A 14,480-nucleotide genomic window follows, 5' to 3' on the forward strand; every position below is an offset into this window, starting at 1 on the left:
ACGGAAAGAAGGGCGAATATGGAGGAATGGCTGCCTCTTGTGAAAAAATCTCCGCTATTTTATGGCATTAGTGATGACGAGCTCTATACTCTGTTAAAATGCTGCGCCTCGGAGCAGGTGCTTTATGAGGACGGGGAATATATTTTCCGCATGGGAGAATCCGTCAATAAGGTGCTGGTTCTGCTGAGGGGAAAGGCATGTGTCATCCAGGAGAATTTCTGGGGACATCAGGAACACATATATCATATAAAGGAAGGGGAGCTCTTTGGCCAGTCCTATTCCTGCGCCAGGACCCCGGTGCTGCCGGTGAGCGTGGTGGCAGAGGGAGGATGCGAGGCCCTGTTCCTCAATTACCAGAGGATGATCACATTTTGTCCCCTGGCCTGCGATTTCCATACCAGGTTCATACACAACATGCTGCGTCTGGTGTCGGAGCACAATGTGAAGCTGGAAAACAAACTGGAGCATGTGTGCCGCAGGACCACCAGGGAAAAGCTTCTGTCCTATCTGTCAGAGCAGGCCATGGCAAAAGGGGGAAGGGATTTTGACATACCCCATAACCGCCAGGAGCTGGCTGAGTATCTCTGCGTGGACCGGAGCGCCATGTCCAGCGAGCTGAGTAAGATGCGGGCTGAGGGGATACTGGATTTTCAGAAGAATCATTTTGTGCTCCATGACAGGGGCGCGGGGGAGCGCAGGGAAGGGGCTTAAGGGCAATCATATATCAGAACAGTTATTTAATTAAAAGGGAGACAACAGGCAGGAATGCAGTGTTGTTTCCCTTTCATATTTAACACAACTTCATGTATGATTCACATTACTTTGGATAGGCAGCGTTCAGACAACGCTCTGCCGCCTCTTTGGATATCAGGTTCACGGCTCTGGAATCATCCTTTTTGGTATAGTAGCCGGTACCATCCTCAGTGGGACTTCCAATCGCCAATGACAGGCCGCCGTCCGTATCTCCGCTTTCATAGGTCCAGGAAAGAGTCATAGTTGGATCAGACAGGCCATAGCTGCCCAATTCTTCATCGCTGGCCTTGTATGATACACAGGACTGGAACGACAAACCGCTTATGGCATCCGCCAGATTATTAAGAGCGCCATTGTCATCCAGGCGGTTGGCCTCGTCCTCGGCAGAGTCCTTATACCAGGCTATATTGCCTGCGTCATCCACGGTCTTTTTACAGAACCGGCTGGTCTGCTCGTTCTTGGAAACAGTGATTTCCCGGATATCGGCGCCTGACACATGGGGAAGGGACTCTGTCTCGACAAAATCGTAAAGTCCCTTGGCAGCTGTCTCTGTAAGATAACTGCTGATGGTATAAATCTGACTGTCCCCTTCCATGGCTGCATAGTACTGGGCAGGGGTCTGGGAACCGTCCGAGCCTGAACCGCCGGTACCGGGAACCTGGCTGCCCAGCAGGATGGCGCGGGAGGAACCGTCAGAGGAAACGGTATCAAACCGCGCGGAAGGGTTATCCAGGCCATATGCTTCCGGAGAATCCGCACCTTCCAGCTTCCGCTCTGCTTTTAAGTGGGACAGGGTATCTGCCAGGGTGGTCAGGGGATATTGGCGGATGGGGCAATCCTTATCTCCTTTATAGTACCAGGTGTCGCCTTCCCGGGTAAAGGACAGACTCTTGTCATCCTTCGTCCAGGACAGGGAAGATAGTTCCGGAAGGTCGGTCATATATACAGAGGCATTTTCCGGAGACAGGGCCTGTGTTTTAGCATTCCTCTCCTGCTGCCAGTTGATGACGCCATATGCAGCGCAGAGAAGGACCAGGGCTCCCAGAGCGGGAACCATTGGCCGTACATGTTTCTTCATGTCTAACCTCCTCGTTATGAGCACTTAGTGACCGTACTTAGGTCACTTACGTGCGATACATGTCAACGTGTTTTAGAGCTTCCGGCGCTTCAGCCAGATCACGAAGCCTGCAATCAGGAAAATGACCGGAATCACGATAATGAACAGCGCGCTCCACAGTCCGGCGGATGTTACCATATTATAGGTAATATCCAGGCTTTTGCTGGGGATGGACAGCGGTGTGACTCCAGGCAGTCCGTTGGTCGCGGCGTTCATGAACAAAGTCAGGTTGGTGATGCTGGGGAAACGTGACAGAATGGAATCATCAATCATGCTTGGCGCCGTGATAACGGTAAGCATGGAGGATGAGCCCTCTTCCTCGTTTACAGTCTCCGTGGCCACAGCTCCCAGCACATAAGAGCCCTGCGTCTTCTCCTGTGTGACAGGATCCACCAGAAATGCGGAATCAGAGGTGGTAAGGAAGGGCTGGACCGCAATGTCCTCCGAAGGATTTTCCTGTATGGTCATTCCGGCAGGCTGGACCAGAAGGGCTGCCGCGGAGGAGTCGATTCCTGAGAGAAGGCTGCTGGCAAAGTCGTAATCCGGAATAACATTAAAGGGATTATTGTTGTAGAAATGCTGGGGAGCCGGGTCAGCCACAAATCCATTTTTCAGGTCCATTCCGTACTGGGAAATGAATTCAGTCAGATTGGCCAGGGTATTCTGGGTACAGCCTGCAAGGAGCAACATGCGGCCGCCGTTTTTCAGGTAATCGGTCAGAGTTTCCTTTTCATCCACGGAAATATCCTTGGCAGGGGCGTTCATGATGAGAAGGCTGCAGTCCTGGGGAATGGCTCCCTGGGTGAGCAGATTCAGTTCGGTCACATTTATGCCGGATTTATCCATGGCATCTGCCGCGGCTGACGAGAGGGCGGCTTCGCCGTGTCCGGTCAGGGTATATACGGCAGCAGCCGTATCGCTTGTGACATAGCGGACGGCGCTGGTAATCTGTCCTTCACCGTCAAAGGCTGTTTCCTTGATTTGCCCGTACTGGTAGTAAACCATGGGGTCAAACTGGATGATATCGTCAAATGAAACGGAAGTCTTTTTTCCGGTGGACTCACAGGATACAATCAGGTTTCCGGGTTCTGTGTCCAGGGAGGTAAGTACGTCCGGGTGAAGCACTGGGTCATTGGCTTCCACCGAAATATGTGGGGAAAGGTCTTTATACAGATTTACAAAGGATGTAATCCTTTCATCCACGGAGTTGGGGTCAGCCACGATGTGGATGGTAACGTCTCTGTCCAGCTGCGCGAGGATGTCCCTGGTTGTATCCCCCAGGGTAAGGATTTTGTTGGAACTTAAGTCGTGTTTCAGGTATTTGGCAGGAAGCTTTCCCACTATCAGGTTGAGTACAATGACAGCGGCAATGACCACAAGGGTGAACAGTGCCATATAGCTGCCTTTTTTAAATTTTCTGGTCATATGATTCAACTCCATCTTCTTTTCTCGATTGACTGAACAGTCAGGAACAGCAATATACCGGCCACACTCAGATAATAGACAAGACCGCTGACATCCAGCATATGGCTGCTGACAATGCCGTCAAATACGTCTGTCAGGACGATTTTTCCCAGAAGTCCGGTCAGGGCCCGTTCAAACATGCTCTGCTTCACGAAAAAGGTTCCTATAAGGACTGCTGCCCCGGCTGCTTCCAGTCCAAGGGAAAGGGGAATATGGCCGGTCAGCCGGTACATGATAAAACACACAAGGGTCCACAGAATGAGGAAACCGGCCAGCGAACCCGCTGCGGTAGCCGGTATAAAGTTTAAAAGCCCTGGCCAGAGGATGCTGAGCAGCAGTACGCCGAAGGTCCCTGCCGCGGCTATGAGCTGGCTTTCCGTAAGGGAGGAGATGAAAAGCCCAATGGCAATATAGACACATCCCAAAAGGAAGAAGGCCAGTATGGATGCATAGTCCTCTGTCAGGTAAGCGGTCCCGGCGCTTCGGATGATGAGGGGACAGAGGCAGGCAGTGGCCATGGGGACAGCGAAAATAGTGACCATGGAAAGAAATTTTCCCATAACAATACCCCATACGGATACGGGGGAGGTCAGCAGCAGCTGGTCAGTCCGTGCTCTGTGTTCGTCCGACATGCTCCGCATAGTCAGAATCGGCACCGCAATCATAAGTATCATCAGGATGGAATTAAGTGTATAGGAAAAATAGGGGTAACCGTTAATCATATTGTAGACCATGAAATAAATGCCCATGAACATTGTCATGAAAGCAATAAAAACATAGCCTGTCATGGAGCAGAAATAGGATTTCAGCTCCCGCTTATAGATAGCTCTCATTGGGAATCCTCCTCCTTTGATTGGTCTGTGGGGTCTGTGCCACCGCTGTCCTCCCGGGATTTTGGGGAGTCCTCTGTCAGCTCCAGAAATATTTCTTCAAGGGATGCCTTGGAGGGAGCCATGGACAGGATGGGAAGGTGGTGATTGGCTAAGGCGTAAAAAATGGTTTCGCGGATATCTGTTTCCGGGCCGGGAGAGGCGGCGCCGTTTGAAGCAGTGGCGCTGTCCGATGCAGTGGCGCTGTCCGAAACATTGGCATCCCCGTCCCCGCTAAACTGCAGATTCATAACACAGGTGCCAGCCTCACTACCTGCCTCCATACGCTCTATGGACAGTCCGTGAATTTCCTCCAACACGGGCCTCAGTGCCTCCTCGCTGCCTTTTACCGTCAGATCCAGGCCCGCGGCGCCTTTTAACCGCTGTTCCAGGTTTTCAGGAGTATCGCTGGCAATCAGCTTTCCGTGGGCAATGATCATGATATGGTCGCAAACGGCGCTTACCTCGGACAGGATGTGGGAACTCAGGATGACGGTGTGTTGTTTGCCCAGACCTTTTATCATATCCCGTATCTCAATGATTTGCTTGGGGTCCAGTCCAACGGTGGGCTCATCCAGAATGATGACAGAGGGCTTTCCCAAAACGGCCTGGGCCATGCCCACCCGCTGGCGGTAGCCCTTGGACAGGTTTCGGATCAGCCGTTTCCTGACATCCGTGATTTTAACCAGTTCCATTACCTCCTGTATGGCGTCCTTCTGCCCTGCTTTCGGCAGTTTTTTAAGACAGGCCGCAAACTCCAGGTATTCATACACGGTCATGTCCATATACAGAGGCGGAATCTCCGGCAGATACCCGATGCGTTTTTTTGCGGCTTCCGGCTCCTCCAGTATGTCGTGGCCGTCTATGATGACCTGGCCCTCTGTGGCGCCCAGATAACCGGTCATGATGTTCATGGTAGTGGACTTCCCGGCGCCGTTAGGGCCCAGGAAGCCGTATATCTGGCCGTCTTCCACCCGGAAACTTAAATGGTCCACTGCCAGATGGCCGCCGTAATCTTTCACAAGATTTTTAACTTCAATCACTGAATGTGTCCTCCTGTCAGTTTTTTATAATATACTCACTAAACAGTTTTAAAATTAAAATGTGATGAAAATGTGTTTAAATTATAATCTTTTTATAACAATCGTTTTTAAATTTGCAAAATAACGCAAAGAAACGCAAAATGTTGCACTGATTTTTGCGAGAAAAAGTATTGCCCTGTATGGATGGAATTGGTATAATAAAGGGCAGCTGGTAAAAAAATAACATCTATGATGCGTGGGCCCCCTTGGGGGCACCGGAATGGAGGGAACTATGAATCAGATTGATACCATGTCAGTCAATGCAATCCGTGTTCTGGCAGCAGATGCTGTACAGAAAGCCAAATCAGGCCACCCAGGTCTTCCTTTGGGAGCCGCGGCCATGTCCTTTGAGCTGTGGGCAAAACATATGAACCATAATCCTAAGAATCCAGGATGGGAGAACAGGGACCGTTTCATCCTTTCAGGAGGCCATGGCTCCACACTGCTGTATTCCCTGCTTCATCTTTTCGGCTACGGCCTTACAAAAGAGGATATGATGAATTTCCGTCAGATGGATTCCCTGACACCGGGACATCCGGAGTATGGCCATACAGTAGGCGTTGAGGCCACCACAGGTCCGCTGGGCGCAGGCATGGGCATGGCAGTTGGCATGGCTATGGCAGAGTCCCATCTGGCAGCCGTGTTCAACAAGGGCGGATATCCTGTTGTTGACCATTATACCTACGTGCTGGGCGGCGACGGCTGTATGATGGAGGGCATTTCCTCCGAGGCATTCTCACTGGCAGGTACCCTGGGGCTGGGCAAGCTTATTGTATTTTATGATTCTAACCGTATTTCCATCGAGGGAAGCACGGATATCGCATTTACAGAGAACGTACAGAAGCGCATGGAAGCCTTCGGATTCCAGCTGATTACCGTTGAGGACGGCAATGACCTGGATGCCATCGGCAAGGCCATCGAGGAGGCAAAGGCGGATACCACACGTCCATCCTTCATCACCGTAAAGACCCAGATTGGCTACGGCTGTCCCGCAAAGCAGGGCAAGGCCAGCGCTCACGGCGAGCCCTTGGGGGATGACAATGTAAAAGCCATGAAGGAATTCCTGAACTGGCCGTCCATGGAGCCCTTCTATGTACCGGATGAGGTATATGCCAATTATAAGGCATACGCCGAGAGAGGCGCCGAGGCAGAGGAAAAGTGGAACGCATTATTTGCAGAATACTGCGGGAAATACCCGGAGATGAAGGAATTATGGGATAAATTCTATAATCCGAATCTGGCTAATGATATTTATGACAGTGAAGACTACTGGGCATTTGAGGACAAGCCGGATGCTACCAGAAGTCTGTCAGGCAGGCAGCTTCAGAAGCTTAAGAACCTGATGCCGAATCTGATTGGAGGAGCGGCAGACCTGGCTCCGTCTACCAAGACCTACATGACTGATATGGGCGATTTCTCCAAGGAAAACTATGCCGGACGCAACCTGCATTTTGGCGTCCGCGAGCTGGCCATGTCCGCCATTGGAAATGGTCTCATGCTTCACGGGGGCCTGCGGGCATTCGTGTCCACCTTCTTTGTGTTCAGTGATTATACAAAGCCAATGGCAAGGCTGTCCGCTCTTATGGGCGTGCCTCTTACCTTTGTATTTACCCATGACAGCATCGGCGTGGGAGAGGACGGACCTACCCATGAGCCCATTGAGCAGCTGGCTATGCTGCGCGCCATGCCTAACTTCCATGTATACCGCCCGGCGGATGCCACGGAGACAGCAGCTGCATGGTACAGCGCCGTATCTTCCAAAAAGACTCCTACGGCTCTGGTACTCACAAGGCAGAACCTGCCGCAGCTGGCTGGTTCCAGCAGGGAGGCATTAAAGGGAGCCTACATCCTGGAAGATTCCGCGAAGGAAGTTCCGGATGCCATCATCATTGCCACTGGTTCCGAGGTGGAGCTGGCAGTGGGTGCAAAGGCTGAGCTGGCAAAAGAGGGCGTGGATGTGCGCGTTGTCAGCATGCCGAGCATGGACGTGTTCGAGGAACAGACTGAGGATTACAAGGAGAAGGTCCTTCCAAAGGCAGTGCGTAAGAGAGTGGCAGTAGAGGCACTGGGCGATTTCGGATGGGGCAGATATGTGGGCCTTGACGGTACCACCGTCACCATGAAGGGCTTTGGCGCCAGCGCACCAGCGGGACAGCTCTTTAAGAAATTCGGATTTACGGTTGAGAACGTTGTGGCAGCCGTGAAGTCACTGTAGACATAAATAGCTGCAGCTCAATGGCAGTTTAAAACGGACCCATGAAGATTAGGCTGCTTCTTCATGGGTCCTTTCCAATGTGCGGAAAATGCGGTATTTACCGTTTCAGTTCCCCGCCTCTTTACTGACCCTTCTTGGCAGATTCTACCTCAGCCATCTTCATAGCCCTTACCTTAAGGGGAAGTCCGAACAGGGTGATGAAACCGTCTGCGTCATGGTGGTCGTACAGGTCGCCTGTGGTGAAGGAAGCCAGGGACTCGCTGTATAAGGAGTATGGGGATGTGGTTCCGGCCTTGATGATATTGCCCTTGTACAGTTTGAATTTCACTTCGCCTGTCACATATTCCTGGGTGGACTCTACAAATGCCTGGACAGCCTCGCGCAGTGGGGTAAACCACTTGCCCTCATAAACAATCTGGGCCAACTTATCAGCCATGGTCTTTTTGGTCTCCATGGTGGCCCGGTCTAATACCAGTTCCTCCAGCTGCTTATGGGCTTCCATGAGAATGGTTCCGCCTGGTGTCTCATACACGCCCCGGGACTTCATGCCTACCACGCGGTTTTCCACGATGTCCACAATGCCGATGCCATGTTTTCCGCCCAGCTCATTTAACTTGCGGATAATATCGGAAACCTTCATCTTCTGGCCGTTTACGCTGGTGGGAACGCCTTTTTCAAAGGTCATGGTCACATACTCGCCTTCGTCCGGCGCCTTTTCAGGAGTCACGCCAAGTACAAGCAGGTGCTCGTAGTTTGGTTCCTGTGACGGATCTTCTAACTCCAGGCCCTCGTGGCTGATATGCCATAAGTTCCTGTCACGGCTGTAGCTGCTGTCCGCGGAGAAGGGCAGGTCAATGCCGTGCTGCTTGCAGTATTCAATCTCGTCCTCGCGGGACTGCATGGTCCATACATCGGTCATACGCCAGGGAGCGATGATTTTGATATCAGGAGCCAGGGCCTTGATGCCCAGCTCAAAACGAATCTGGTCATTGCCCTTGCCGGTAGCGCCGTGGCAGATGGCTGAGGCGCCTTCCTTACGTGCAATCTCAACCAGTCTCTTGGCAATGGCAGGACGGGCCATGGAGGTGCCTAAGAGGTATTTGTTTTCATATACTGCATTGGCCTTTACACAGGGCATGATGTAATTGTCGCAGAAATCATCCACTAAATCTTCAATATATAATTTGGAAGCACCGGATAATTTGGCTCTCTCGTCCAGGCCGTCTAATTCACTGCCCTGGCCGCAGTCGATGCAGCAGCAGATGACTTCATAACCAAAATGCTCCTTTAGCCACGGAATGATTGCGGTGGTATCCAGTCCGCCGGAATAAGCTAAAACTACTTTTTCTTTCATATTAATATCCTCCTGAGATTGCTGTACTGATTGAACTTTCATAAATATACAACATTATGTGATAAAATGCAAGTGCTAAATAAAAATTTTTAAAAAGATGTTGCATATTATGCATTTATAATGTATAATTATGAAATCTGAAAAGGGACCGGGAAATAAGGGTCATGAAAATGCTTCTTTTCATTAAAAGAAAAACTGACTATAATGAAGGCAGCAGCCAATATTTATAAATATAAGGAGATACGGATATGATTAAGGCAGGTATTATCGGTTCCACAGGATATGCGGGAGGAGAGCTGGCAAGGCTCCTGCTCCAGAGGGATGACATAGAGATTAAATGGTATGGTTCCAGAAGCTACATAGACCAGAAATATGCATCCATCTACCAGAACATGTTCCGGATTGTGGACGACGCGTGTATGGATGATAATATGAAGGAGCTGGCAGACCAGGTGGACGTGGTGTTCACCGCAACCCCTCAGGGCCTGTGCGCATCCCTGGTGGACGAGGACGTGTTGTCTAAGGTAAAGGTCATTGATTTAAGCGCTGACTTCCGTATTAAGGATGTGTCGGTTTATGAGAAATGGTATAAGCTGACCCATGCATCTGCGCAGTTCATCGGTGAAACCGTGTATGGGCTGCCTGAAATCAACCGGGAAAAGGTGAAGAAGGCCAGGCTCATTGCCAATCCGGGATGTTTCCCCACCTGCTCCTTCCTGTCCACGTATCCTCTGGTAAAGGAAGGGCTCATTGACCCCAATACCATCATCATCGATGCCAAGTCCGGCACATCCGGCGCAGGCAGGGGAAGCAAGGTGGACAGTCTGTACTGCGAGGTCAATGAGAACATTAAGGCTTACGGAGTGGCCTCCCACAGACATACGCCGGAGATAGAGGAGCAGCTGTCCTATGCGGCAGGAAAGCCGGTAACCATCAGCTTCACCCCTCACCTGGTACCAATGAACCGCGGAATCCTGGTGACGGCCTATGCCTCCCTTACAAAGGAAGTGTCCTACGAGGAGGTAAAGGCTGTATACGACAAATATTATGCGGACGAATATTTTGTACGCGTCCTGGAAAAGGATGTGGTGCCCCAGACCCGGTGGGTGGAGGGCAGCAATTTTGCAGACGTGAATTTTAAGATAGACACCAGAACCAACCGGGTGGTGATGATGGGAGCCATTGACAACATGGTCAAGGGAGCAGCAGGCCAGGCCATCCAGAACATGAACCTGATGTTCGGTCTGCCGGAGAATACGGGACTGAAGCAGATTCCTATTTTCCCCTGATGGTTCAGGCTGTTGGTTTAGAGACGCTCTGAAAGGATAAAAGAGGGAAAAAGAAAGGAAACATGAGCTCATGGCAGGTACGATGGATATCCTTATCCGTGAAATGACAATAGCGGATTACGACCAGGTTTACGACCTGTGGACAGAAATCAAGGGATTTGGAATCAGAAGCATTGACGATTCCCGGGAGGGAGTGGTGCGCTTCCTCAGGAGGAATCCCACTACCAGTGTGGTGGCTGTCCAGTACGGTCATATTATAGGGAACATCCTCTGCGGCCATGACGGCAGGACCGGCTGCTTTTACCACGTGTGCGTGGCGCCGGGATACAGGAAACACGGCATCGGATACCGCATGGTCCGCTTTGCCATGGAGGCCCTGCAGAAAGAAGGAGTCAGCAAAATCAGCCTGATTGCGTTTAAGGAGAATGAGGTGGGAAATGCGTTCTGGCAGGGAATCGGATGGCGGGAACGGGAGGATGTGAATACATACGAATTCATATTGAATGAGGAAAACATCACCCGGTTTGTACGGTAAAATGAAACGGAGTGCACCGTGACAAGGGGCCGGTGCATCTCCATATGACATAAAGGTATGGAAATAAATGGAGGAACGAGAGATATGGATGAGTCAGGCAAGGGAATCAAAATCATAACCGGCGGCGTTACGGCTGCCAAGGGCTTTAAGGCTGCTTCCACGGCAGCCGGAATCAAATATAAGGACCGTCAGGACATGGCCATGATTTACAGTCAGGAGCCCTGCAGGTCAGCAGGCACCTTCACCACCAATATCGTGAAGGCAGCTCCCGTAAAATGGGATAAGAACCAGGTGACAAGCGGGGCGCCTGCCCAGGCAGTGGTTATAAACGCAGGAATTGCCAATGCCTGTACCGGGGAAGAAGGCATGGGATACTGCGCACAGACGGCCGAGGCAGCTGCCCAGGCCCTGGGAATTCCCGCTGAAAGCGTCCTGGTGGCATCCACAGGCGTCATCGGCATGCAGCTGCCCATGGACAGGATTACGGCGGGGGTTAAGGCTATGGCTCCTCTGCTGGGCGAAAGCCTGGAGAGCGGCACCGGCGCCTCCAAGGCCATTATGACCACGGACACAAAGAACAAGGAGGTGGCTGTCCAATTTGAGCTGGGAGGAACCACTGTGACCATGGGCGGCATGTGCAAGGGTTCCGGCATGATTCATCCCAATATGTGCACCATGCTGAGCTTTGTGACCACGGATGCGGCCATCAGCAGGGAGCTGCTCCAGGAAGCCCTCAGCCAGGATATCCAGGATACATACAACATGATTTCCGTGGATGGGGACACATCCACCAATGATACGGTCCTCCTTCTGGCAAACGGTCTGGCCGGCAACAAAGAAATCACAGAGAAGGATGAGGATTACCATACCTTCTGCCGGGCCTTAAAGATTGTAAATGAAACATTAGCCAAAAAAATGGCAGGCGACGGCGAGGGCTGTACCGCGCTGTTTGAGGTGAAGGTAGTGGGAGCAGAGACAAAGGAACAGGCCAAGGTTCTGGCGAAGTCGGTAATCTGTTCCAGCCTTACCAAGGCAGCCATCTTCGGCCACGACGCCAACTGGGGCAGGATACTCTGTGCCATGGGTTATTCAGGGGCACAGTTTGATCCGGAAAAGGTGGACCTGTATTTTGAGAGCGCGGCAGGGAAGATGCAGATCATTAAGGACGGCGTGGCCGCGGACTACAGCGAGGAACAGGCCACTCAGATTCTGTCAGAGTCTGAGGTGACGGCTGTGGCTGACATCAAGATGGGGGATGAGAAGGCCACTGCGTGGGGCTGCGACCTGACCTTTGATTATGTTAAGATTAATGCGGATTACCGTTCATAATATGGGCGCCAAGTGCCAGTGACATGTATCGCACGTAAGCGCCCAAAAGACGGGCGCCAAGTGCTCATAACGAGAGGAGTGGGAAGATGAATTTGGAACCAATGCAGAAGGCGGCCGTGCTCATTGAGGCACTGCCCTATATCCAGCGTTTTAACAGGAAAATCGTGGTGGTGAAATACGGCGGAAGCGCCATGGTGGATGAGGAATTAAAGAAAAAGGTGATTCAGGATGTGGTGCTCCTTAAGCTGGTAGGCTTTAAGCCCATCATTGTGCACGGAGGCGGGAAGGAGATCAGCCGCTGGGTAGGTAAGGTGGGGATGGAGGCCCAGTTTAAGAACGGGCTCAGGGTCACGGACGAACCCACCATGGAGATTGCCGAGATGGTCCTCAATAAAGTAAATAAGAGCCTGGTCCAGCTGGTCAATGAGCTGGGCATCAATGCGGTGGGAATCAGCGGCAAGGACGGAATGATGCTTAAATGCCATAAGAAATACGCCGGCGGCGAGGACATCGGGTTTGTAGGCGATGTGGAGGAAGTGAATCCTAAAATCATATATGATTTGCTGGAAAAGGATTTTCTGCCTATCATCTGCCCCATTGGCTTTGATGAGGATTTCCTGAGCTATAACATCAATGCGGACGACGCGGCCTGCGCCATTGCCACGGCTGTGGAGGCGGAAAAGCTGGCCTTCCTTACAGATGTGGAGGGTGTGTATAAGGATTATGAGAATAAGTCCTCCCTTATATCCGAGATGACGGTGGAGGAGGCCCAGAGCTTTGTGGACAGCGGCATGCTGGGAGGCGGCATGCTTCCCAAGCTTCAAAACTGCATCAACGCCATAAAGAACGGCGTTTCCAGGGTGCATATCCTGGACGGACGCATTCCTCATTGCCTGCTGCTGGAAATCTTTACTGACAAGGGTATAGGAACCGCTATCTATAATTCAGAAGAAGACGAGAGGTATTATCATGGCTGAGAAACAGTTGATGGAACGGGCGGAACAGGCCCTTTATAAGGTGTATAACCGGTTCCCAGTGGTATTTGACCATGGGGAGGGAGTGAAACTTTACGATACAGAGGGAAACGAGTATCTGGATTTTGGCGCGGGCATTGCGGTCATGGCGCTGGGCTATGGGGATGAGGAGTATACAAAGGCCGTGGAGGACCAGCTTCACAAGCTGACCCATATCTCCAATCTGTTCTACAATCAGCCCTCCATTGAGGCGGGCGAGAAGCTGCTTAAGGCATCCCATATGGATAAGGTATTCTTTACCAACAGCGGCACCGAGGCCATTGAGGGCGCTCTTAAGATTGCAAAGCGCTTTCACTATAATAAACTTCACGAAACCATGGGAGACGGCTGCGACGGCTGCGAGGACCCGGAGCCGGACATGACCGGGGAAATCATTGCCATGAATCATTCCTTCCATGGAAGGAGCCTGGGCGCCCTGTCCGTCACCGGCAATGCCCGCTACCAGGAGCCCTTTAAGCCCCTTGTACCGGGAATCCGCTTCGCTGATTTCAACGACCTGGACAGCGTGAAAAAGCTGATTAACAGCAAGACCTGCGCGGTAATCATGGAGACCATCCAGGGAGAGGGCGGTATCTATCCTGCCACGGAGGAATTCATAAAAGGTGTCAGGACCCTGTGCGATGAGTACGACCTGCTCCTTATACTGGATGAAATCCAGTGCGGCATGGGCCGTTCCGGGGAAATGTTTGCCTGGCAGCATTACGGCGTGAAGCCGGACGTGATGACAGTGGCCAAGGCGCTGGGAAACGGACTTCCCATAGGTGCCTTCCTGGCATGGGGCAAGGCGGCCAGTGCCATGGTTCCGGGTGACCACGGCACCACCTATGGCGGCAATCCCCTGGTGACAGCGGGAGCCAGCGCAGTGCTTGATATTTTTGAGAAACGTCATATTACGGACCATGTAAAGGAGATTGGCGCCTATCTCTACGAGAAGCTGGAGGAGCTGTCAAAGGAACTGGACTGCATCAGGGGACACCGGGGAATGGGATTGATTCAGGGACTGGAGTTCTCTGTACCGGCAGGCCCTATTGTGTCAAAAGCGCTGCTGGAGCAGAAGCTGGTGTTAATTAGCGCCGGGCCCAATATCATCCGTTTCGTTCCGCCTCTGGTGATTGAGAAGGCGGATGTGGACGAGATGATGAAACGCCTTAGGGCAGCGGTTACAGAGTAAGGAATAGACTGCAGGGCAAGGAATAGATTGCAGGGCAAGGAATAGATTGCAGGGCAAGGAATAGGTTTAGGGTAAGGGATAGGTTGTAGGGCAAAGGAAGATGTCCCGCCCGCCAAAGGCGGCAGGAAACACCTGTAATACAGGGGCCTGCCGCCTTTTTATATGGTTTGCCCGGTTCCTTAAGTAAATCTTTCGTTTTCATTTATGAAATGTTATGAAAATACTGGATGAAATATTTATGGCAAACCTATATAATAGCCTTATTAAA

The 14,480-nt window shown here is 51.6% G+C and carries 12 protein-coding genes; 7 read left to right on the top strand and 5 right to left on the bottom strand.

All coding sequences use genetic code 11. The features are described 5' to 3' along the window. Positions 1-18 precede the first annotated feature (18 nt). Positions 19-711 carry a Crp/Fnr family transcriptional regulator gene (locus G614_RS0125560; protein ID WP_027644124.1) on the top strand — a complete coding sequence of 231 codons (693 nt, stop codon included), beginning with the start codon at positions 19-21 and terminating at the stop codon, positions 709-711. 106 nt (positions 712-817) lie between these two features. On the opposite strand, the gene G614_RS0125565 is transcribed toward G614_RS0125560, so the two are convergent. The 4 genes from G614_RS0125565 to G614_RS0125580 all read right to left on the bottom strand — a co-directional run bounded on the left by G614_RS0125565 (position 818) and on the right by G614_RS0125580 (position 5,246). Beyond that, positions 818-1,831, bottom strand: coding sequence for a DUF4340 domain-containing protein (locus G614_RS0125565; protein WP_027644125.1), 1,014 nt, complete (start codon positions 1,829-1,831; stop codon positions 818-820). A 72-nt stretch (positions 1,832-1,903) separates the two neighbouring features. After that, positions 1,904-3,295, bottom strand: a complete 1,392-nt coding sequence (locus G614_RS0125570; RefSeq protein WP_027644126.1) for a Gldg family protein — start codon at positions 3,293-3,295, stop codon at positions 1,904-1,906. A gap of 5 nt (positions 3,296-3,300) precedes the next feature. Then, entirely contained in the window at positions 3,301-4,167 is an 867-nt protein-coding gene (locus G614_RS0125575; RefSeq protein ID WP_027644127.1) for an ABC transporter permease, read from the bottom strand. Then, complete coding sequence (locus G614_RS0125580; protein ID WP_027644128.1) at positions 4,164-5,246, bottom strand: ABC transporter ATP-binding protein; 1,083 nt, start codon at positions 5,244-5,246, stop codon at positions 4,164-4,166. The genes G614_RS0125575 and G614_RS0125580 overlap by 4 nt, the downstream gene beginning before the upstream one ends. A gap of 271 nt (positions 5,247-5,517) precedes the next feature. Between G614_RS0125580 and tkt the strand changes: the two genes are divergently transcribed. Further along, entirely contained in the window at positions 5,518-7,500 is a 1,983-nt protein-coding gene (gene tkt / locus G614_RS0125585; RefSeq protein ID WP_027644129.1) for a transketolase, read from the top strand. A 121-nt stretch (positions 7,501-7,621) separates the two neighbouring features. Here tkt and G614_RS0125590 read toward each other — a convergent pair whose 3' ends face one another. After that, positions 7,622-8,854 (bottom strand): argininosuccinate synthase, encoded by a 1,233-nt coding sequence (locus tag G614_RS0125590; RefSeq protein ID WP_027644130.1) that lies wholly within the window; start codon positions 8,852-8,854, stop codon positions 7,622-7,624. Positions 8,855-9,102: 248 nt separating this feature from the next. On the opposite strand from G614_RS0125590, the gene argC reads away from it, so the two are divergent. The 5 genes from argC (at position 9,103) to G614_RS0125615 (ending at position 14,212) form a co-directional block, all read left to right on the top strand. After that, on the top strand, positions 9,103-10,143 hold the full coding sequence (gene argC, locus G614_RS0125595) for an N-acetyl-gamma-glutamyl-phosphate reductase (protein WP_027644131.1): 1,041 nt from the start codon (positions 9,103-9,105) through the stop codon (positions 10,141-10,143). A gap of 70 nt (positions 10,144-10,213) precedes the next feature. Continuing rightward, complete coding sequence (locus G614_RS0125600) at positions 10,214-10,678, top strand: GNAT family N-acetyltransferase (protein ID WP_027644132.1); 465 nt, start codon at positions 10,214-10,216, stop codon at positions 10,676-10,678. An 84-nt stretch (positions 10,679-10,762) separates the two neighbouring features. Beyond that, positions 10,763-12,007: a bifunctional glutamate N-acetyltransferase/amino-acid acetyltransferase ArgJ gene (argJ, locus tag G614_RS0125605; RefSeq protein ID WP_027644133.1), complete on the top strand. Its 1,245-nt coding sequence runs from the start codon at positions 10,763-10,765 to the stop codon at positions 12,005-12,007. An 86-nt stretch (positions 12,008-12,093) separates the two neighbouring features. Then, positions 12,094-12,984, top strand: coding sequence for an acetylglutamate kinase (gene argB, locus G614_RS0125610; protein WP_027644134.1), 891 nt, complete (start codon positions 12,094-12,096; stop codon positions 12,982-12,984). Further along, complete coding sequence (locus G614_RS0125615) at positions 12,977-14,212, top strand: aspartate aminotransferase family protein (protein ID WP_027644135.1); 1,236 nt, start codon at positions 12,977-12,979, stop codon at positions 14,210-14,212. The genes argB and G614_RS0125615 overlap by 8 nt, the downstream gene beginning before the upstream one ends. The last annotated feature ends 268 nt before the right edge of the window (positions 14,213-14,480 follow it).

The organism is [Clostridium] clostridioforme AGR2157, from assembly GCF_000424325.1.
Classification (GTDB): domain Bacteria; phylum Bacillota; class Clostridia; order Lachnospirales; family Lachnospiraceae; genus Enterocloster; species Enterocloster clostridioformis_A.